Origin of the sequence: Actinomadura fulvescens (assembly GCF_039533225.1) — a bacterium.
Taxonomy (GTDB): Bacteria; Actinomycetota; Actinomycetes; order Streptosporangiales; family Streptosporangiaceae; genus Spirillospora; species Spirillospora fulvescens.
The window spans coordinates 330,056-348,686 of record NZ_BAAATD010000003.1; the positions used below are offsets into that span (position 1 = coordinate 330,056).

Sequence of the window (18,631 nt, forward strand, 5' to 3'; positions counted from 1 at the left end):
CCCGAAGATCCCCGATCGCTCGTCAGGGCGAACCCCTCATCACGGCAAGGAGACCACCCATGAACACCCCGTCGGTGCCCGGCAAGGGAACCGGGCAGGTGACGCAGCGCGCCACCGGCACCAAGGACCGCGCCGCCGCTGCGGCGCGCGACACCTCCACGACCGCGTCCGAAGGCACCTCCAAGGCCGCCGCCCCGGTGCGGGCCGGTGGCCGGGCGGTGGCCCAGGTGGGCGCCGTCCCACGGAAACTGGCGGGCCTGACCCGCCTGCTGTCGCTGCACAAGCTGCTGCGCGCCGCGCCCGCCGCGGCGGCGACGGCCGCCGCCGCCGGTGCGGCGGTGTGGGCTGTGCGCCGCGCACGCAGGCGCTGACCCCGGCGTGGCCGGGTGAACGGCCGCGGGCCGACGACGACCGTCGGCCCGCGGCCGTTCCCGTCCCCGCGCCCGTCCGTGTCGGGCTGTTTGGGTGTCCGGCTGTTCGCGTCTGGCCGGATCCGGATGTCCCGTTTAGGTGGAACAGGACGGGTAGTGGTCGAACTGAACATCGACAATCCCCCGACCCCCGAGGAGTGATGACATGACTGGGCCCATCGCCCAGCAGACGTCGGGCACGACCTATTCGCAGGGCGGCGGTGGCCGGTCGGGCAGCGGCCTGGCCGACGTGGTCGACCTGATCCTGGAAAAGGGACTGGTCATCGACGTGTACGCGCGGGTGTCGCTGGTGGGCATCGAGATCCTCACCGTCGACGTGCGGATCGTGGTGGCCAGTGTCGACACCTACCTGCGGTTCGCCGAGGCCGTCAACCGGCTGGACATCGCCCACGACGGCACGTCCAAGGGCCTCCCGCAGATGATCGACACCATGACCGAGTCGGGCGCCAACAAGAAGACCAAGGGCGCGCTGGAAGGCGCCTCGGAGAAGCTGAAGGAGACCTTCGGCGGCTCCGAGGAGGAGGAGAAGCAGCCCGCGCGGTCGCGCCGCGGCAGCAAGAAGGAGGAGGAGTAAAACGATGACCACTCCTTCCTACGTCTACGGGGTCACCCGCGCCGGCACGCCGGTCCCCGCGGGGCTGACCGGGCTGGACGACAGGCCCGTCGAGCTGATCGACGGCGACGGCGTCGGCGCGATCGTCGGTGACCTGCCGCAGGGCCGTGCCCTCGGCGAACGCGCTGACCTGGTCGCCCACCAGAAGGTCCTCAACGAGTTCCTGGACGCCGGCGCGGTCGTCGTCCCGTTCCGGTTCGGCGCCGCGATGAGCGGCCGCGAAGCGGTGGAGAAGGAGCTGCTGGCCGCCAACGCCGACCGGCTCGGCCAGGTCCTGGACAGCCTGGACGGGCGCCTGGAGCTGCGGCTCAAGGGCACCTACGTGGAGGACAGCGTCCTGCGTGAGGTGATGGAGCAGGAACCGGAGATCGCGGCGCTGAGCGAACGGATCCGGCAGGTGCCGGCCGACGCCGCCGACGCGGTCTACTACGACCGGGTCCGTCTCGGCGAGATGATCGCGCACGCGCTGGAGCGGCGCCGCGACGACGACGGCCGGGCGCTGCTGGATCCGCTGGCCGGCGTCGCCGAGTCGGTGGTGAACAAGCCGCCGGCGCGTGAGGAGGACGTGCTGGACGCCGCGTTCCTCATCGACCGCGGCAGGCGGGAGGAGTTCGAGGCGGCGGTCGACAAGCTCGGCCAGGCCCACGGCGACCGCATCAAGCTGCGGCTGGTCGGGCCGCTGCCGCCCTACGACTTCGTCCCGGAGGCCTGAGGTGGGCCTGTTCACCGGGCTGGTGACCCTCCCGCTGGCTCCCGTCCGCGGGGTCGTGTGGCTCGCCGAGGTGCTCAAGGAGCAGGCCGAGGCGCAGCTGTACGACCCCGGCAAGATCGCCGCGGAGATGCAGTACATCGCCGACGCGGTCGCCGCCGGAGAGATGAGCGAGGAGGAGGCCGCCGAGCGGGAAGAGGAGCTCATCGCCCGGCTGACCCAGAACCGGCCCCAGGAGGGCTGATCACGATGATCTCCGCGTCCGAGGCCGCCAAGCACGCCGTGGACCATGTCACCCGGCTCACCGGCCGGGACGCCGAGGGCGTCGTGGGCGTCGAACGCTCCGACGACGGCTGGCAGGTCGCGGTGGAGATCGTGGAGACCCACCGCATCCCCGACTCGGCCGACATCCTCGCCATCTACCAGACCGCGCTGGACGACGGCGGCGACCTGGTGTCCTACCGCCGCCACCGCCGCTACCTGCGCGGCCAGGTCGACCGGGGCGGACGGGACTGACCCTCCGGGACCGACACCGAGGAAGGTACTGCACACGTGACCGACGATCTGTCCTGGACCGGTGCCCGCTCACCGGCCCGCTCGATGGGCATGGAACAGCGGCCCACGGCCAACCTCGCCGACCTGCTGGAACGCATCCTCGACAAGGGGATCGTCATCGTCGGCGACATCCGGGTGAACCTCCTGGACATCGAGCTGCTCACCATCAAGCTGCGGCTGCTGGTCGCCTCGGTCGACCGCGCCAAGGAGATGGGCATCGACTGGTGGGAACACGACCCGTCGCTGTCGTCGCGCGCACGCCGGCAGGCCGACGAGGGCGCCCCCGACGCGGAACTGGACCGGCAACGGCAGGTCCTGAAGGAGAACGAGCGGCTCCGGGAGCGCATCGCGGCGCTGGAGGCGGCGCACCGCGACGACCCCGCCGAAACGACCGGCGGGAAGAAGACCACCGGGAAAGGCGGTGACCGACAGTGACCGGAGCGGCGTACGACACCGCGGCGGCGGCCGGGACCGCCGTCTACCTGTACGCGGTGTCGCGGGACCTGGACCCGGCGGCGGTCCCGGCCGCGCCCGGCGTCGGCCGCGCACCCGTGCGCGCCGTCACCGCCGGTGGCCTGACCGCGCTGGTGAGCACGGTGCGGGAGGCCGACTACGGGGAGGAGGCGCTGCGCGCCAACCTGGAGGACCTGGCGTTCCTGGAGGCCACCGCGCGCGCCCACCACGACGTGGTCGACCAGGTCGCCCGTGCCGCGCCCACCGCACCGGTACGGATCGCCACCCTCTACCGCGACGACGACCGCGTGGCACGGCTGCTCACCGAGCGGCACGACGCGTTCGCCCGCGCGCTGGACCGCATCACCGGCCGTTCCGAATGGGGCGTCAAGGCCTACGCCTACCCCGAAGCCATGGCCGCCGCCCCCACCGGCGCCGACCCGGCCGGCCCGGCCGGCCGGGACGCCGGTTCGCCGGCCGGTGGTTCGGGGGCGGGCGCGGCGTACCTGCGCAACCGGCAGGCGCAGCGCAGGCGCCGCGAGGAGGCCGGCCGCCGCGTCACCGCGCAGGCCCAGGCCATCCACGCCGAGCTCGCCGAGCTCGCCGTCGCCGCGCGCCAGCACCCGCCGCAGGACCCCAAGCTGTCGGGCCACGACGGCACCCAGATCCTCAACGTCGCCTACCTGCTGGATGACGACCGCGTGGAGGGCTTCCTGGCGGCGGTCAAGGACCTGGACGGGCGCCTGCCGGGCATCGGCGCCGAGGTCACCGGGCCCTGGCCGCCCTACTCGTTCATCGACACCGGCGACGCCGCGGCGGGGGAGCGCCGATGACGGTCGCCCTGGACACCGGTCACCCGTCGGTGCCCGCCGAGCGGGTGGCGCTGGTGGACCTGCTCGACCGGCTGCTGGCCGGCGGCGTGGTCATCAGCGGCGACCTGGTCATCTCCATCGCCGAGATCGACCTGGTGCACGTCTCGCTGCGCGCCCTCATCACCGCCGTCCGCGACGACCTCATGGGGGAGCAGGACCAGTGAACGACGACCACGGCCCCATCACCCACCAGCACTCGGCGACCTATCCCGCCGCCCGCCGCGCCGTACCCGCGGCCACGCCCGTGGCGGCACGCGCCACCCCACGCGCCCCGTCGCACGGCACGGCGCGTTCGTCCGGCGTGATGCAGCGGCTGCGTTCCGACCCCGAGACCGTCGAACGCGACCTGGTCAAGCTCGTCCTCACCCTCGTCGAGCTGATCCGGCAGCTGATGGAACGCCAGGCGCTGCGCCGCGTCGAGGGCGGCGGCCTCACCGACGACCAGGTCGAGGACCTCGGGCTCGCGCTGATGCGGCTGGAGCAGGCCATGCAGAAGCTCAAGGACCACTTCGGCCTGGACGACCACGACCTCAACCTCGACCTGGGCCCGCTCGGCCCGCTCCTGCCCGAGGTGTGAGCGACCATGGGCCCGGTGGCGCGTGGACAGGGGCGCCACCGGGCCCCTCCCCGCCGCTCGAATTCCCTGCCGCCAGGACGCCAGCGCCCGGCCGTGAGCACGGCCGGGCGCCGGCGCGACGGGCCGCTACCGCCGTGACCCGCTCTCCTCGGCCTTGCTGATCGCGTCGGCCAGCTCCTGCTTGCTCATCTTGGAGCGGCCGGGGATGTCCAGCTTGCGCGCCCGCTCGTACAGGTCCCGCTTGGCAGGACCCTCGCCGTCAGCGTCGGCGGCGGCCGGAGCCTTCTTGGCCGCCGCCCGCTTGGCGGGCTTGCCGTCGGGCGTCTTCTTCTTGGCGGAAGCCTTGGTGGATGTGCCCGCCTTGCGCGGCCGGGGCGGCTCAGGACCCCGTGCCTCGTCCGGCTCCTCCAGCGGCGCGGGCCCCGGCTGCATGTTGCCCGGCCCGATGGGCCGCAGTTTACGGCGCAGCGCGGGCCGCCACCGTTCACCGAGCCGGCCGATGCGGTGCCTGGCCTTGCCCAGCAGTTCCTGGGCCACCTGCGGAGAACGCCGGAAGGCCGACGGTACGTCGCCTGGTCGCGGCATCAAACGTTCGCCCCCTCCCGGGAGATCGCACGAATGGTCGGTGCGCGCCCTACCCGATGCGGCGCCCTCCATGCGCAAACACCCATGACCTGCACAAACACCGTCCCACGGGTGGCCCGGGGGCCGCTGCCCGCCCGTCCACGTCCCGGCCGTGTTGACCACGTCATGAGACCGTCTCGATGTCGTGACACACCTGGCCCGGGTCAGGTGGTGAGCAGCTCCGACTCCCACAGGTCGCGGTACGCGCCGGGACGGGCGAGCAGGTCCTCGTGGCGGCCTCGCTGCACGACCTTGCCGCGGTCCAGCACCACCACCTCGTCGGCGGCGTCGAGCGCGGCCAGCCGGTGGGTGACCAGCAGCAGCGTGCCGCCGCCCGGCAGCGTCAGCAGCTCCCGCGTGATCTGGTCGGCGGTGGCCGCGTCCAGCGCCTCGGCGGGCTCGTCCAGCACCAGCACCGGCGGGTCGGCCAGCAGCGCACGCGCCAGCAGCAGCCGCTGCCGCTGCCCGCCCGACAGGCCACGCCCGCCCTCACCCACGACGGTGTCCCACCCGCCGGGCAGCCCCTCCACCACCTCCAGCAGCCGCGCCCGCCGCGCCGCCGCCTCCAGCTGCGCCTGCGTGGCGTCCGGACGGGCCAGCATCAGGTTGCCGCGGACCGTGGTGGCGAACACGTGCGCGTCCTGAGCCAGCCCCCGCACCGCCGAACGCACCTCACCGGGGTCACGGGAGGCCACATCGTGACCGCCGAGCCGTACCGTCCCCGACACCGGCTCCACCGCACCCGACACCACGGCCAGCAGCGTGCTCTTGCCCGCGCCGCTGGCCCCCACCACCGCCACGCGCCGCCCGCGTTCCACCGTCAGATCCACGCCGTCCAGCGCGTACCCGCCACGCTCGCCGTAGGCGACGCGGACACCCAGCAGATCCACCGCCAGCGGCCCGCGCGGCAGCGGCACCGGCGGCACCGGACGCGGCGGCGGGGGAGCGGACGCCAGCAGCTCCGCCACCCGCCGCGACGCCGGCAGCACCTCACGCAGCCGCTGCGCCGCCGCCGCCAGCGGCAGCACCGCCTCCACCGCGACCAGCGCCGTCAGCGCCACGACCGCCACCGCGACCTCGTCGCCGCCCGCGCGCATCGCCGCCCACGCCGCCCCGGCCGCCGTCACACCCTGCACCAGGAACCCCGCCGCCGTCACCGCGCCCGCGACCCGCGCCGCGGCCCGCTCGGCATCGGCCAGCCGCCCCGCCGACCGCCGCGCGGCCGCGGTGAACCGGCCGGACGCGCCGAACACCGCCAGCTGCGCGCCCCCCTCCAGCACGTCCAGCGCCCGCACCGCCAGCCGCTCACGCTCGGCCGCGGCCCGCACCGCCGCGCGGCCACCGGCGGCCCACGCCGCCCACGGCACCACCACCCCCGCGGCCAGCAGGCCACCGGCGGCCACGACCGCCGCCGCGGGCACCGCCACCGCGCACACCACCACCCCGGCCACGCCGCACACCACCGCCGCGACCCCCGGAAGCAGGCACCGCAGCAGCAGATCCTGCACCGCGTCGACATCCGACACCATCCGCGTCAACGCGTCCCCGTCACGCGAGGCCACGTCCCGGCGCCGCGCCGCCAGCGCGTCGAACACCCGCCCGCGCAGCTCCGCCAGCGCCCGCAACGCCACATCGTGACCCGCCAGCCGCTCCAGATACCGCAGCGACCCCTTGGCCAGCGCGAACCCGCGCACCGCCACGATCGCCAGCGACAACGCCGCCAGCTCCGGCCGCTGCGCCGCCCGCGCGATCAACCACGCCGCCGCCGCGACCAGCCCCAGCCCGCACAGCTCCGCCGCCACCCCGGCCAGCGCCGCCGCCAGCAGCCGCCCCGCGTGCGGACGGACCGCACCCCACATCCCGCTCACGCCGCCTCCCCGCGCCCCGGCACCACACCCGCGCCGCCGTCGTTCACACCGATGGCCCCGCCGGCATCATCTGCGGCGTCCGCGCTGCTCACGCCGTCGGCACGGCCCGCGTTGTGCGGGGCGTCGTTGACGAGCCGGCCCTCGCGCATGCGCACGACCCGGTCCGCCAGGCCCAGCAGCGCCGGCCGATGCGCCACGATCAACGCCGTACGGCCGGCCAGCAGCCGTGCCGCGCCCTCCACCAGCGCCCGCTCACTGGCCAGATCCAGCCGCGCCGACGGCTCGTCCAGCAGCATCAGCGGCGCACCCGTCAGATACGCGCGCGCCACCGCCAGCCGCTGCCGCTGCCCCGCCGACAGGCCCGCGCCGCCCTCACCCAGCGCCGTCGCGTACCCCTCCGGCAGCGCGGCGACGAACTCCTCGGCCGCCGCGGCCCGCGCCGCCCGCACCACCCGCTCATCGGACGCCTCCGGCACACCGAGCCGGATGTTGTCGGCCACCGACGCCGCGAACAGATGCGGCGCCTGCGGCACCCAGCCGATCCGGCGCCGCCACGCCGCCAGGTCCAGCTCCGCCAGGTCCTCGCCGTCCACCAGCACCCGGCCCGACTCCGGCGTCACCAACCCCAGCAGCACCAGCAGCAGCGTCGACTTGCCCGCGCCCGACGGCCCCGCCACCGCCACCCGCTCACCCGGCGCGATCCGCAGCGACACACCCCGCAGCGCCTCCCGCCGCGACCCCGGGTAGCGCACCGTGACGTCCTCCAGCACGATCTCCGGCGCCGCCGCCCCGCCGCGGGGGACACGCCCGCCGCGGTCTTCCACCGGCGCGTCCAGCGCCGCGAACGCCTGCTCCGCCGCCGCCACCCCCTCCGCGCTCGCATGGAACCGGGCGCCCAGCGCCCGCAGCGGCAGATACGCCTCCGGCGTCAGCAACAGCACCAGCAGCCCCGTCGACAACGCCACACGCCCCTCCATCAGCCGCAACCCCACCGGCACCGCGACCAGCGCCACCGACAGCGCGCACACCAGCTCCAGCACCAGCGACGACAAGAACGCCACCCGCAGCGCCCCCACCGTCGCGCGCCGATGCTCATCCGCCAGCTCCCGCACCACCCTCGACTGATGACCGGTCCGCCCGAACGCCCGCAACGTCGACAGCCCCGCCAGCACATCGCGGAAATGCCCGCCCAGCCGCTGCAGCAGCCCCCACTGCCGGCCCGTCAGCGCCGCCGTCCGCATCCCCACCAGCGCACCGAAGAGCGGCACCAGCGGCACCGTCGCCGCCACCACCAGCGCCGACGCCCAGTCGGCGGCCAGCAGCCGCGCCAGCACCAGCACCGGCACCACGCACGCCGCCAGCAGCTGCGGCACATACCCGGTGAAGAACGCGTCCAGCGCGTCCAGCCCACGCGTCAGCAGCGTCACCCGCTCACCCGGACCCGGGCTCGCCCCGGCACCCGCGCACGGCCGCGCCAGCAGCGCCTCGCGCAGCTCCCGCTTGGCCGTGGCCGCGGCCCGCCCCGCCACACCGCTGGTCACCCGCGCCAGCGCCGCACGGCCCGCCACCACGCCCGCCAGCGGCAGCAGCGGCCAGCCCTCCAGCCCGGCGATCGCCCGCGCCAGCAGCTCCGCCTGCGCGACCAGCAGCACCCCCTGCCCGGCCGCCAACCCCGCCAGCACCACCACCACACCGCGGGGCAGACGGCGCAGCAGCCGCCGCTCGACCGCCTTCACCACGACCTCCCGGCCATCCCCGCGCCCCTCACAGATACGACGGGGAATCGACACGGCCACGGAACGTCCACCACACCAGCGCCTGCGCCGCCAGCAGCACCGGAAGCAGCACCACCGTCGTCACCGCCGTGACCGCCAGCCCCGACCCCTGCGCCGCCGCGTCCGACCACGGCAGCCGCGTCCCCGCCACCAGCGCCATCGTCGCCAGCGCCGCCCCCGTCAGCGGATACGGCGCCGGGAACCGGTCGGCCCGCGCCACCGGCGCACCCGTCAGCCGCCACCGCGCGAACGCCGCACCATGCGCGGCGAACAACACCGCCAGCGGCAACCCCGCCACCGACCCCGCGTTCAGGCCCGCACCACCGGCCAGCACCGACCCCAGCACCGACGCCCACGCCAGCGCCAGCGCCCAGCTGCCCGCCACGATCGCCGCGTCGCACCCCCACCGCCACGCCGCCGCGTCCACCCGGCCCCGCAGCCACAACCCCATGTCACGCACCACCCACCCGAGCAGCAACGCCACGAACAGCGGGAACAACCCCTCCAGCAGATGGTGCTCCAGCCCCGGGAACGCGCCCGCCACGATCCCCGCCGCCGACACCAGCCACACCTCGTTGCCCAGGAAGAACGGCGCGATCGCCGCGATCACCACCCGCCGCTCCCGCTGCGAACGCCCCAGCACCGGCAGCAGCATGCCCACCCCGATGTCGGCGCCCGCCAGCACCAGATACGCGCCGGCGAACACCGCCAGCATCACGACCGCCAAAATCTCCATCATCAGGCTCCACTCACAACATCAGGAGGGTCAGAACGCCGGCCGTCAGGACACCGGCCGTCAGAACGTCGCGGTCAGAACGTCGCCGTCAGGGCGGGCGCCGCCGGCTCCGCCGGGGGAGGGGCACCCAGCCGCGCCCCCTCCGGGCCCCGCCGCGCGTACCGCGCCAGCAGCCACGCGTTCACCGCGATCAGCACCGCGAACAACGACGTGAACCCCACGAACGACGCCGTGATCCACCCCGGGCTCACCTCCGACAGCGCGTCGCTGGTCTTCAGCACCCCGTACACCATCCACGGCTGCCGCCCCACCTCACGGAACACCCAGCCCGCCAGCATCGCGACATAGGGCAGCGGCACCGCCAGCATCATCACCACGTGGAACACCCGGCCCCGCACCAGCCAGCCCGCGAACGGGAACTTCACCAGCGCCACCAGCGCCAGCAGCACCATCACCGTCCACGACGTCATCATCGTCGCCAGCCCCGCGTCGGTCAGCCCCGGCGCCAGATAGTCATCAGGCCCGAACCGCGCCGCGAACTCCGCCGCCTTGGCCGCCGCGTCATCCGACCGCGGATTCTTCGTCGGCTGCACCTGGGCGAACTGCATCCCGCCGAACACCACCACCGGGAACACCGACACCATCACCGTCAGCAGCCCGATCCGCATCGACCGGCGGAAGAACTCCACCTCCGCCGTCCGCCGGAACAGATGGAACGCGCTCACCCCCGCCATGAAGAACCCCGCCGTCAGCAACCCCCCGAACAGCACGTGAAAGAACGCCAGCACCGCCGTCGGGTTGCCCATCACCGCACCCAGATCCGTCAGCCGCGCCGCCCCGTCCACCATCTCGTAGCCGACCGGCCGCTGCAGCCACCCGTTGGCCACCAGCACGAAGTACGCCGACAAGTACGCCGTCAGCGTCACCACCCAGATCAGCGCCAGGTGCGCCCACCGGTTCAGCCGATCCCACCCGAAGATCCACAACCCCAGGAACGTCGACTCGATGAAGAACGCCACGATCGTCTCCATCGCCAGCGGCGCCCCGAACACCCCGCCGACCATCCGCGTCATGCCGCCCCAGTTCAACCCGAACTGGAACTCCATCACCAGGCCCGTGACGATCCCCACCGCGTAATTGATCACATACAGCTGGCCCCAGAACCGCGTCATCCGCGCGTGCACCACGCTGCCCGACACCGTCGCCCGGGTCTGCATCACCGCCACCAGCGTCGCCAGGCCCAGCGTCAACGCCACGAACAGGAAATGCGACCCCGCCGTCAACGCGAACTGCACCCGGGCCAGCATCAGCGCATCCATCAGCTCACGCCCCAAATCACGATCGTTCCGGTACGCCCCGATCCTGACCGGACCGCCGCCGCCGCCGAATCCGGCCCGAGCGTTCACCCGCCGTGCGCCTTTGGCGCAGCACCACCCACCCGCCTACATCCGCAGATGTACAACCGGCCGCGACCCGATACACCCCGCCCCGTACGCAGCCGTCAACGGCGCCGGCCCAGCACCCGGCCCACCACCCGGCCCACCACACCGGCCGGCGCCCGGACCGGCGCCCACAGCACCAGCCCCATCACCACGAACGGAACCGACGCCACCGCGAACAACACCCCCGGACCCGCCCACACCGACCCCAGCGCATACCCGGCGAACACCAGCACCGCCACCACCTCGGCCCCGAACCCCGCCATCGACATCACCGTCGCCCGCGACCGGTCAGAGATCCGCTCCTGCAGCCGCGCCTCCACCGCCACGATCGCCCACTGGATCACCCCGAACGCCACCGCGACCAGCACCATCCCCTCCGGCCGCCCGCTCAGCGCCCCCGCCGCCAGGCACACCGCCGCCACCAGCAACGCAGGCGCCAGCCACCGCACACCCCGGCCCGCCAGCCACCCGCCCGCCGTCTCACCCACACCCACCACCAGCATCAGCACCGGCACCGCCGCCGCCGCCGCGGCGACCGTCGAACGCCCCAGCATCGGCAGATACTCATCCAGCGCCCCGAACCCCATCACCGCCATCGTCAGCACCAACGCCCCACGCACCGGCGGCACCCGCCGCACCTGCGCCACCCCGTCCCGCAGCACCTCAAGAAACGGCCCCTCGCCGCCGCCCTCACCCGAACCCGCGCCCTCACCCGAACCCGCGCCCTCACCCGAACCCGCGCCCTCATCAGCATCCGCGTCCGGGCTCGCGTCCGCGCCCTCACCCGGGCTCGCCCGCGCGCGCTCGCCGCGCGACTCCGGCAACGACCACGCGGCCACCGCGCACAACACGCACGCCACGACACTCGCCACGCCCACCGCCCGGTAACCGCCCGCCGCCATCACCGGCGCCGCCACCCCGTTCGCCAGCATGATCGCCGTCGTGCCCAGCGCCTGCGACCGCCCCATCACCCGCGCGTACGAACCCGCCGCCCCCACCCGCGCGAGCTCCTGGTACACCAGCGCCTGCAACGACCCTGAACGCAGCGCCGTCCCCACACCCCACAGCACGAACCCCGCGGCGAACGCCGGATACGACGGCACGAGCGTCCACAGCGCGAAACCCGCACCGGTCAGCAGGGGAGCGGCCACCAGCAGCAGGCGCCGCGACACCACGTCGGCGAGCACACCCGACGGCAACTCGAACACAAAACCCGCGACCGCCCAGATGACGAACAACGACGAGATCGCCGCGGGGGACAGGCCGGTGTCGGCGAACAACAGCGCGTACACCGGATACAGCAGAACGAAGTCCTCAAGGAACGCGCAGGCGTACAACCGGCGCGCCAGCCCGGACCCAGGCTCAACTGAAGATCAATATCGCCACGTCATGGCGGCAGCCTACCCCGCCACCTCCGGCAGCGGCACCGTCAAACCCGACTTCACCGTCTCATACGCGGGCAACGTCTCAAATCGCTGCACATGCGTCGCGTCCCCGACGAACAACCTCCGCGACACCTCCCGGTTCGCCGCCAGATCCGCCGTCACCAGCACCACCACGTAATCCCACTGCCCGACGATGTTGAAGCACTGCTGCACCGCCGGCTCGGCCCGCATCCGCGCCCGGAACCCCTCGTGATGCGCCGCGTCATCGTCCACCAGCGCCACCAGCACCACCGCCGTCAACGCCGCGCCCACCGCCCGCGGCTCCAGCACCGCCACCTGCGCCCGGATCACCCCCGCCGCGCGCAGCCGCGTCAGCCGCCGCTGCACCGCGCTGGGGGACAGGCCCACCTGGTCACCCAGCTCATGCAGCGGCCTAGCCGCGTCCACCTGCACCAGCCCCAGCAGCAGGTGATCGATCTCGTCGAGGCGGTATCCGGCGTCCACGCAAGAATCTTGCACCGCGGCGGGAAAATCTTCAAACGCCGCCACCGCCGCCCCGCCTACCGTTCCACCCATGACCCACCACACCACCGACCCCGACCTCGACCTTGATCTCGGGCCCGACCTCGGCCTGGACCTGGACCGCATCGCCCGCGCCGCCACCACCATCGACCCGCTGTTCCGCGACAGCCCCCAGTACGCCGACGAACAACTCCAGGCACGCCTGGGCCGCCGCGTCATCACCAAGGTCGAGACCCTCAACCCGCTGCGCAGCTTCAAAGGCCGCGGCGCCGACCACCTGGTCGGCGGCCTGCCGCAGGGGAGCACCGTGGTGTGCGGATCGGGCGGCGGCAACTTCGGCCAGGCCATCGCCTACGCCGCCCGCCGCCACGGCCTGCGCGCCGAGGTGTTCGTGCCCGCCGCCGCCTCACAGATCAAGACACGGCGCATGGCCGCGTTCGGCGCCCGCGTCCACCGCGTCGACGGCTCCCACAAGGACCACGCCGCCGCCTACGCCGCCGAAGCACCCGGCCGCTACTACGCCGTCGACGGCAGCGACACCGCCGTGTACGAGGGCAACGCCACCATCGGCGTCGAACTCCTGCGCGGCGAACCGTTCGACACCCTCGTGGTGCCGGTCGGCGACGGCGCGCTCATCGCCGGCGTCGCCCGCTGGGTCAAGGCCCACGCGCCGCACGTGCGCGTCGTCGGCGTCACCTCGGCCGCCGCACCCGCCCTGGAACGCTCCTGGCGCACCGGCCGGCACCTCGCCGTGGAAACCGGCGCGACCATCGCCGCGGGCATCTGCATCCGGCGCCCCGAGCCCCAGGCCGTCGTCCGCACCCGCGCGCTCGTCGACGACCTGCTGCTGATCGCGGACGACGAACTGCTCGCCGCGATGCACCTGGCCGCCGAGACGCTCGGGCTGCTGCTGGAACCCGCCGGGGCGGCCGGCCTGGCCGCCATCGCCGCCCGCGACGTCCCCGGGGACGTGGTCGCCACCGTCCTCACCGGAGCGAACGCCGACCTCGGCCTCTACCGGCTTACTTAACATAATGTACATTATCGACCAACGACGGAACGGGGGAAGAGGGGCGGCGAAACACCGCGAACCCGACACCTGACCGCGGCGCCGGGACGGACGCCACGACGGAGGCCGCGACGGGCGCCGGGAAGAAGACACCAGCCGCGGCGGCTTGACCTTGACGCCGGTGTCAAGGGTTACCGTCGCTGACGGCCGAAGATCAGGGAGTGCGGATGCGGATCGGTGAGCTGGCCGAACGCGCCGGGGTGAGCACCCGCGCGCTGCGTTACTACGAGCAGCAGGGACTGCTCCCGGCGCGCCGCGCGGGCAACGGCTACCGCGAGTACGACGAGGCGGACGTGCGGCTCGTCACCGAGATCCGCACGCTGCTGGCCGCCGGGTTCACGCTGGACGACGCCCGCCCGTTCGTGGACTGCCTGCGGGCCGGCCACGACTCGGGCGGCTCGTGTCCCCAGTCGATAGCGGTCTACCAGCGCAAACTCGCCGAGCTCGACCGCGAGATCGGCGACCTGATCCGGCGCCGGGCCGATCTGGCCTCCCAGCTGGCGCGCGCCTGCCCGGGCTGCGCCCTGTCCCCGAAGGGCACCAACGATGATCGATCTGACCAGCGAGACCTTCGACGAGCGGGTCCTGCGCGGCGGCACACCGGTACTGGTCGAATTCTGGGCCGAGTGGTGCCCGCCCTGCCGGATGATCGCGCCGATCCTTGAGGAGATCGACGCCGAGTACGGTGACCGCCTCACGGTCGCCAAGCTCAACGGCGACGACCACCCCGACATCGCCCAGCGGTACGGCGTGATGGGCTTCCCCACCCTCACCCTGTACCGCGACGGCGAGGTCGCCCTGCAGATCGTGGGCGCCCGGTCCAAGCGCCGCCTGCTGGCCGACCTGGCCCCGCATCTCTGACCCATACGCACCCGTGCGCCTCTTGGGCACCGGCGGGCGGTGTTCAGGGTGTACGGCGCAGCGGCTCCAGCGCCGTCATGTAGTCGACCAGGCGCACCCCGATCTCGAAGGCGATGTCGCCGTCGGTGAGGTCGGGGTCGAGCCACAGTTCGGAGACGCGGCGCCAGTTGGCCGGGCCGATGAACGGGCCGGCGACCGCGTCGTCTCCCAGGGCCGGTCGCCAGCGGTCCTGGTGGCCGGTGAGGCGTTCGAGCGCGGCGTCGTTGTCGGCGGCCTTGGGGTGCTCGGCGTGGAAGCCGATCTCGATGGCGAGCTCGCGGGCGCCGGTGACCAGGTCGGCGCCGATGGCCTGGGCCTCGTAGTGCTCGCGGTGCGGCGCCGGGTCGCCGAACCACGCCTTGACGCCGGTGCGGCGCACCATGAGCCGCAGCTCGCCCAGGGCAGGTGGCGCCGATCCCCTGACGATCTCGCCGACCTGCTCGAAGAGTCCCTCGTCCAGCACCGCTGTCCTCCTGGTGATCGTTATGGGGGTGAACGGTACGGCGGGCGGCTCGATTCCGCCGGATCCGGTCGCGTTCTGAAACCGGACAGAAGAGGGGTTCTGTCCGGTTTTGTTCTTGTTTTCCGATTCTCATTCTGTCGGAGGCGGCCGGTAACGTCCGTCAGGTGCGTCCTGCCGATGTTCAGCGTCTCACCGTGGCCGAGGCCGTCGACCGTTATGTCGAGATGGTCCGTGCCAAGACCGCGACGGGCGCGCTGGCGCCCGGCAGCGCCGAGGTGTACGCGCGCGACGTGCACACCTTCGCGGGCCTGGCCGGGCTTGAGCGGGTGCTCGACGACCTGGACGGCGCCGACGTCGACGAGGTGCTGCTGCGGTTCGCGCGCAAGCCCGACGGGCGCCGCGCGGCGGAGCGGCCCGGTGGCGGCGCCGCCCTGCAGAGCGCCGCGTCGCAGGCGCGGTTCCGCCGTTCGGTGTCGGCGTTCTTCCAGCACGCGGCGATCTCCGGCTGGGTGCAGCTGAACCCGATGCTCACGGTGACGGTGCGGTCCAAGCAGCGCGGCGGGCTGCGCGCCGAGCGCCGCGCGCTGACGACCGAGCAGGCGGCGGGGCTGGTGGGCGCGGCGCGGGAGCTGAGCACCGACCGGCCGCGCGGTGGCCGGTCCGATCAGCGGACCGAGCTGCGGGACGCGCTGATCGTGCTGGTGCTGGCGGCGGTGGGGCCGCGGGTGTCGGAGCTGACGGGCGCCAACTCCGAGGACTTCTTCGTCAACGCCGGCACCCGTTACTGGCGCATCTTCGGCAAGGGCGGGCGCACCCGGGACGTGCCGCTCCCCCGGCCGGTGGCGCAGGTCCTGGACGCCTACCTGGCCGAGGGCCGCCCGCTGCTGGACCGCGGCGTCGAGCCCAAGGCGCTGCTGCTGTCGTGGCGGGGCCGGCGGCTGGCGCGCGGTGATGTGCAGGCGGTGATCGACCGGGTGCTGGCGCGGGTGGAGCCGGGCCGGCGGCGCAGCGTCACCCCGCATGGTCTGCGGCATACGACGGCGACGCATCTGCTGGCGGCGGCGACCGACATGGACGCGGTGCGGCGGGTGCTGGGGCACGCGGATCTGTCGACGCTGGGGCGTTATCGCGACGAGCTGCCGGGTGAGCTGGAGGCCGCGATGCGCGTGCATCCGCTGCTGGGCCGCGACGATCCCGAGCCGATCCCCTGACCTCGGGCTCAGACCCAGCCGATGTCGGAGGGTTCGGGGAAGCCGCCGTGCAGGATGCCGTAGGCGATGAGCAGGAGCAGCGCGGGCGCGAACACGCCGATCATGAGGCGGCCGAGGTGGCGGCGGGTGCGCCAGCCCCAGGCGGTGAAGGCCGCGGTGACGGCGATCGCGGCGATCGCGGTGCCGCCTTCCAGGGCGTTGGTGGTGAAGGTGACGCCGGTGACCAGGGCGAGGACGGCGGGCACCGGCCCGCGGACCGGCGGGCGGTGGGCCAGGGCGGCGGCGAGGGCGGCGAAGACGACGCTGAGGCCGCCGTACCACAGGTAGTGGCCGACGACCTCGTCCCACAGGTGCACCAGGTCGCTGGGGTCGGCGTTGCTGACGGAGTTGGCGGCCAGGTGGATGCCGTGGCCTTCGACGTAGGTGAGGGCGCCGGCGAGGTAGACGATCCAGAGGCGTGGTGATGCTCCCCCGGCGCGCAGGGCCGCGGCGGCGGGCAGCAGGACGGCGTAGGGAGTGATGAGGTCGGCCCAGTCGGCCCACCGGGTCTCCCCCGCGTTGCCGAGCCACGCCAGGCCGAACCCGATGTGGTGGGTGAGGCCGTAGGCGATGGCGGTGACGGCGAGCCAGAACAGGTATGGGGCGGTGGGCCGGGCGTCGGCCGCAGGGGGGCCGGAGGTCGTGCGGGTGGGGACCCTCATGGGTTCTCCTGGGCTTGGACGAGGGCGTCGCCGGTCGCGGTCCGGTGGTACAGGACCGAGTGCCCGGCGCGGCGGCGCTGGATGAGGTGGGCGTCGAGGAGGATTTTGAGGTGGCGTCCGATGGTGCCGAGGCCGTGGCCGGTGAGGGTGGTGAGCTGGGTCGTGCTTTTGGGGGTGTCGAGGAGGGTGAGGACGGCGGCTCGGCGGGGTCCGAGGAGCGCGGCGAGGGCGGCGGGCGTGCGGCGGGTGGCGGAGCAGGGGTAGACGACGGCGGAGCGGTGGTCGTCCCAGGCGAGCCAGGTGCGGTGCGGGGTGACGGGGACGAACACGAGCTGGTCGCCGGTGAGGTGGCGTGGCGGGTGGTCGTGGGTGGTGATCTGGAGGCGGTCGCCGCCGAGCCAGCGCATGCCGGGGCGCAGGTCGCCGAGGGCGGCGGCCCAGCCGCCGTGGCCGAGATGGGTGGTGCGGGCGATGATGTCGGCTTCGAGGGCGCGGCGGCGGTGCGGCCAGGTGGGGTGGACGGTGCGGGTCCAGATCCAGGTCAGCAGGTCGGCGGCGCGTTCGGGCAGGTCGTCGCGGTCGAGGGCGGTGGGCAGCGGGCCGCGCAGTGAGGGGCCGAGGTCGGTGCGGGCGGTGCCGGGCGGGGTGGCGCGGACGCGGGTGAGTTCCTGGTCGAACGTGGCGCCGGGGACGGGTGCCGGGGTGAGGAACGTGGCGTTCCATGTGGGGCCCAGGGCGGCGTGGACGAGCAGGGCGGTGACCGGGTCGGCCGCCAGGCGCCGCCGGTAGGCGGGCAGGTGGGTGTCGAGCCAGGCGCGTTCGCGGGGGTGGGCGGGTGTGGCGTGGTGGAGGGTCTTGAGGGCGGCGGTGGTCTCGGCCAGGGGTGAGATGACGAAGTGGCCGCGCGCGAGGGTGTCCGCGTTGACCTGCCACCAGCCCATCGTCCGCGCCTCCTGGCGAAACGATAGCGGGGTGTCAGCGGCCGAGGGACTGCTGGAGGTAGGTGACGCAGTAGGCGCGGCGTGGGCCGCTGGGGAAGCGGCGTGCGCATTCGGCGTGGATCCAGGCGGGTGTCTGTGGCTGTGCGGGAGTGCGTGGCTTGGCGTTCGGCGGGCGGTGCGGTGATGGGCGGGCAGGTGTGCGGTGTGGCCGTGGTGCGTGCGGACGCGGGGTGCGCGCCCGTGTCGTGCGTGTGGGGGTCGGCGGGATGAGGTGCTGTTCGGCGTTCGGGGCGGGAGCGGTGTTGGGCGGGGATGGCTGTGCGGATACCGGCGCCGACGGCGGGGCGGCCGGCGGTGCGGATGCCGGGACGGGAACGGCCGGTGCGGAAGTCGCCGGGGTGGTCTGCGTGCTGGACGGAGCCAGGTCGCCGTGGCCGCTGCGCGGGCTGTGGTAGGCGACCTGCACGGTCGTCCAGACGGCGGTGGCGGCGGTGACCGTGAGGAGGACGAAGGCCGCTGTGGACCGGGCCCCCACCCTGGGGCGCGGCCGGGGCGGGTACGGGGGCCTGGTCATATGACCCAACGTAAGCACACAGGCGCGTGCCGAGATGGTGGTTGTGAGGAATTGGCCCCGGCTGCTCCGGGAGCGGGGATGCGATGAACCGCGAAACGACGTCCGAGGTGGTACGCCTGTGCTCCCCTCGCCGGGAACCGGTTCTCCTGCGCGACGTGCGGCGCCGACCGCACCGTCCGCGTGACCCGGTCCGATGTCGGGCTCGATCGG

General features: G+C 73.9%; 24 protein-coding genes. 13 read left to right on the plus strand and 11 right to left on the minus strand.

The window, feature by feature from the left end; translation table 11 throughout:
* Positions 1-59 precede the first annotated feature (59 nt).
* The 9 genes from ABD333_RS13490 (at position 60) to ABD333_RS13530 (ending at position 4,210) form a co-directional block, all read left to right on the plus strand.
* Positions 60-371: a hypothetical protein gene (locus ABD333_RS13490; RefSeq protein WP_344540914.1), complete on the plus strand. Its 312-nt coding sequence runs from the start codon at positions 60-62 to the stop codon at positions 369-371.
* A gap of 205 nt (positions 372-576) precedes the next feature.
* Positions 577-1,005 carry a gas vesicle protein GvpJ gene (gene gvpJ, locus ABD333_RS13495; RefSeq protein WP_344540916.1) on the plus strand — a complete coding sequence of 143 codons (429 nt, stop codon included), beginning with the start codon at positions 577-579 and terminating at the stop codon, positions 1,003-1,005.
* Between the two features lie 4 nt (positions 1,006-1,009).
* Positions 1,010-1,756, plus strand: a complete 747-nt coding sequence (locus tag ABD333_RS13500) for a GvpL/GvpF family gas vesicle protein (RefSeq protein ID WP_344540918.1) — start codon at positions 1,010-1,012, stop codon at positions 1,754-1,756.
* 1 nt (position 1,757) lies between these two features.
* Entirely contained in the window at positions 1,758-1,997 is a 240-nt protein-coding gene (locus ABD333_RS13505) for a gas vesicle protein GvpG (protein WP_344540920.1), read from the plus strand.
* A 5-nt stretch (positions 1,998-2,002) separates the two neighbouring features.
* Positions 2,003-2,269 carry a gas vesicle protein GvpO gene (locus ABD333_RS13510; RefSeq protein ID WP_344540922.1) on the plus strand — a complete coding sequence of 89 codons (267 nt, stop codon included), beginning with the start codon at positions 2,003-2,005 and terminating at the stop codon, positions 2,267-2,269.
* A gap of 36 nt (positions 2,270-2,305) precedes the next feature.
* The gene (locus ABD333_RS13515) at positions 2,306-2,743 is read left to right on the plus strand and encodes a gas vesicle protein (RefSeq protein ID WP_425546910.1); all 438 of its coding nucleotides are present in this window, start codon (positions 2,306-2,308) and stop codon (positions 2,741-2,743) included.
* On the plus strand, positions 2,740-3,594 hold the full coding sequence (locus ABD333_RS13520) for a GvpL/GvpF family gas vesicle protein (protein ID WP_344540924.1): 855 nt from the start codon (positions 2,740-2,742) through the stop codon (positions 3,592-3,594). Before ABD333_RS13515 ends, ABD333_RS13520 begins: the two co-directional genes overlap by 4 nt.
* Complete coding sequence (locus ABD333_RS13525) at positions 3,591-3,797, plus strand: gas vesicle protein (protein WP_344540926.1); 207 nt, start codon at positions 3,591-3,593, stop codon at positions 3,795-3,797. Before ABD333_RS13520 ends, ABD333_RS13525 begins: the two co-directional genes overlap by 4 nt.
* Positions 3,794-4,210 carry a gas vesicle protein K gene (locus ABD333_RS13530; protein WP_344540928.1) on the plus strand — a complete coding sequence of 139 codons (417 nt, stop codon included), beginning with the start codon at positions 3,794-3,796 and terminating at the stop codon, positions 4,208-4,210. The genes ABD333_RS13525 and ABD333_RS13530 overlap by 4 nt, the downstream gene beginning before the upstream one ends.
* A 126-nt stretch (positions 4,211-4,336) precedes the next feature.
* Here the strand turns inward: ABD333_RS13530 and ABD333_RS13535 are convergent, their stop codons facing one another.
* The 7 genes from ABD333_RS13535 to ABD333_RS13565 all read right to left on the minus strand — a co-directional run bounded on the left by ABD333_RS13535 (position 4,337) and on the right by ABD333_RS13565 (position 12,544).
* A complete protein-coding gene (locus tag ABD333_RS13535; RefSeq protein ID WP_344540930.1) occupies positions 4,337-4,795 on the minus strand; it encodes a Rho termination factor N-terminal domain-containing protein in 459 nt (152 codons plus the stop codon).
* Positions 4,796-4,998: 203 nt separating this feature from the next.
* On the minus strand, positions 4,999-6,693 hold the full coding sequence (gene cydC / locus ABD333_RS13540; RefSeq protein ID WP_344541567.1) for a thiol reductant ABC exporter subunit CydC: 1,695 nt from the start codon (positions 6,691-6,693) through the stop codon (positions 4,999-5,001).
* 5 nt (positions 6,694-6,698) lie between these two features.
* Entirely contained in the window at positions 6,699-8,438 is a 1,740-nt protein-coding gene (gene cydD, locus ABD333_RS13545) for a thiol reductant ABC exporter subunit CydD (protein ID WP_344540932.1), read from the minus strand.
* Positions 8,439-8,466: 28 nt separating this feature from the next.
* On the minus strand, positions 8,467-9,216 hold the full coding sequence (locus tag ABD333_RS13550; RefSeq protein ID WP_344540934.1) for a cytochrome d ubiquinol oxidase subunit II: 750 nt from the start codon (positions 9,214-9,216) through the stop codon (positions 8,467-8,469).
* A gap of 71 nt (positions 9,217-9,287) precedes the next feature.
* Positions 9,288-10,619 (minus strand): cytochrome ubiquinol oxidase subunit I, encoded by a 1,332-nt coding sequence (locus ABD333_RS13555; RefSeq protein ID WP_344540936.1) that lies wholly within the window; start codon positions 10,617-10,619, stop codon positions 9,288-9,290.
* A gap of 95 nt (positions 10,620-10,714) precedes the next feature.
* On the minus strand, positions 10,715-11,992 hold the full coding sequence (locus tag ABD333_RS13560) for an MFS transporter (RefSeq protein ID WP_344540938.1): 1,278 nt from the start codon (positions 11,990-11,992) through the stop codon (positions 10,715-10,717).
* A 63-nt stretch (positions 11,993-12,055) separates the two neighbouring features.
* On the minus strand, positions 12,056-12,544 hold the full coding sequence (locus ABD333_RS13565; RefSeq protein ID WP_344540940.1) for an Lrp/AsnC family transcriptional regulator: 489 nt from the start codon (positions 12,542-12,544) through the stop codon (positions 12,056-12,058).
* 70 nt (positions 12,545-12,614) lie between these two features.
* Here ABD333_RS13565 and ABD333_RS13570 point away from each other — a divergent pair, with 70 nt between their 5' ends.
* From ABD333_RS13570 to trxA, 3 genes are all read left to right on the plus strand, one after another.
* Positions 12,615-13,592, plus strand: coding sequence for a threonine ammonia-lyase (locus tag ABD333_RS13570; protein WP_344540942.1), 978 nt, complete (start codon positions 12,615-12,617; stop codon positions 13,590-13,592).
* Between the two features lie 206 nt (positions 13,593-13,798).
* Positions 13,799-14,296 (plus strand): MerR family transcriptional regulator, encoded by a 498-nt coding sequence (locus tag ABD333_RS13575; RefSeq protein ID WP_410558642.1) that lies wholly within the window; start codon positions 13,799-13,801, stop codon positions 14,294-14,296.
* Positions 14,178-14,492: a thioredoxin gene (gene trxA / locus ABD333_RS13580; RefSeq protein ID WP_344540944.1), complete on the plus strand. Its 315-nt coding sequence runs from the start codon at positions 14,178-14,180 to the stop codon at positions 14,490-14,492. Before ABD333_RS13575 ends, trxA begins: the two co-directional genes overlap by 119 nt.
* A gap of 43 nt (positions 14,493-14,535) precedes the next feature.
* On the opposite strand, the gene ABD333_RS13585 is transcribed toward trxA, so the two are convergent.
* Complete coding sequence (locus tag ABD333_RS13585; protein ID WP_344540946.1) at positions 14,536-14,994, minus strand: hypothetical protein; 459 nt, start codon at positions 14,992-14,994, stop codon at positions 14,536-14,538.
* Positions 14,995-15,158: 164 nt separating this feature from the next.
* Between ABD333_RS13585 and ABD333_RS13590 the strand changes: the two genes are divergently transcribed.
* Positions 15,159-16,205, plus strand: coding sequence for a tyrosine-type recombinase/integrase (locus ABD333_RS13590; protein ID WP_344540948.1), 1,047 nt, complete (start codon positions 15,159-15,161; stop codon positions 16,203-16,205).
* 8 nt (positions 16,206-16,213) lie between these two features.
* Here the strand turns inward: ABD333_RS13590 and ABD333_RS13595 are convergent, their stop codons facing one another.
* From ABD333_RS13595 to ABD333_RS13605, 3 genes are read right to left on the minus strand one after another with little or no spacing between them, the layout of a single operon-like run.
* The gene (locus ABD333_RS13595; RefSeq protein ID WP_344540949.1) at positions 16,214-16,906 is read right to left on the minus strand and encodes a hypothetical protein; all 693 of its coding nucleotides are present in this window, start codon (positions 16,904-16,906) and stop codon (positions 16,214-16,216) included.
* Positions 16,903-17,847, minus strand: coding sequence for an ArsR/SmtB family transcription factor (locus ABD333_RS13600; protein ID WP_344540951.1), 945 nt, complete (start codon positions 17,845-17,847; stop codon positions 16,903-16,905). The genes ABD333_RS13595 and ABD333_RS13600 overlap by 4 nt, the downstream gene beginning before the upstream one ends.
* 34 nt (positions 17,848-17,881) lie before the next feature.
* Complete coding sequence (locus ABD333_RS13605) at positions 17,882-18,421, minus strand: hypothetical protein (RefSeq protein ID WP_344540953.1); 540 nt, start codon at positions 18,419-18,421, stop codon at positions 17,882-17,884.
* Between the last annotated feature and the right edge of the window lie 210 nt (positions 18,422-18,631).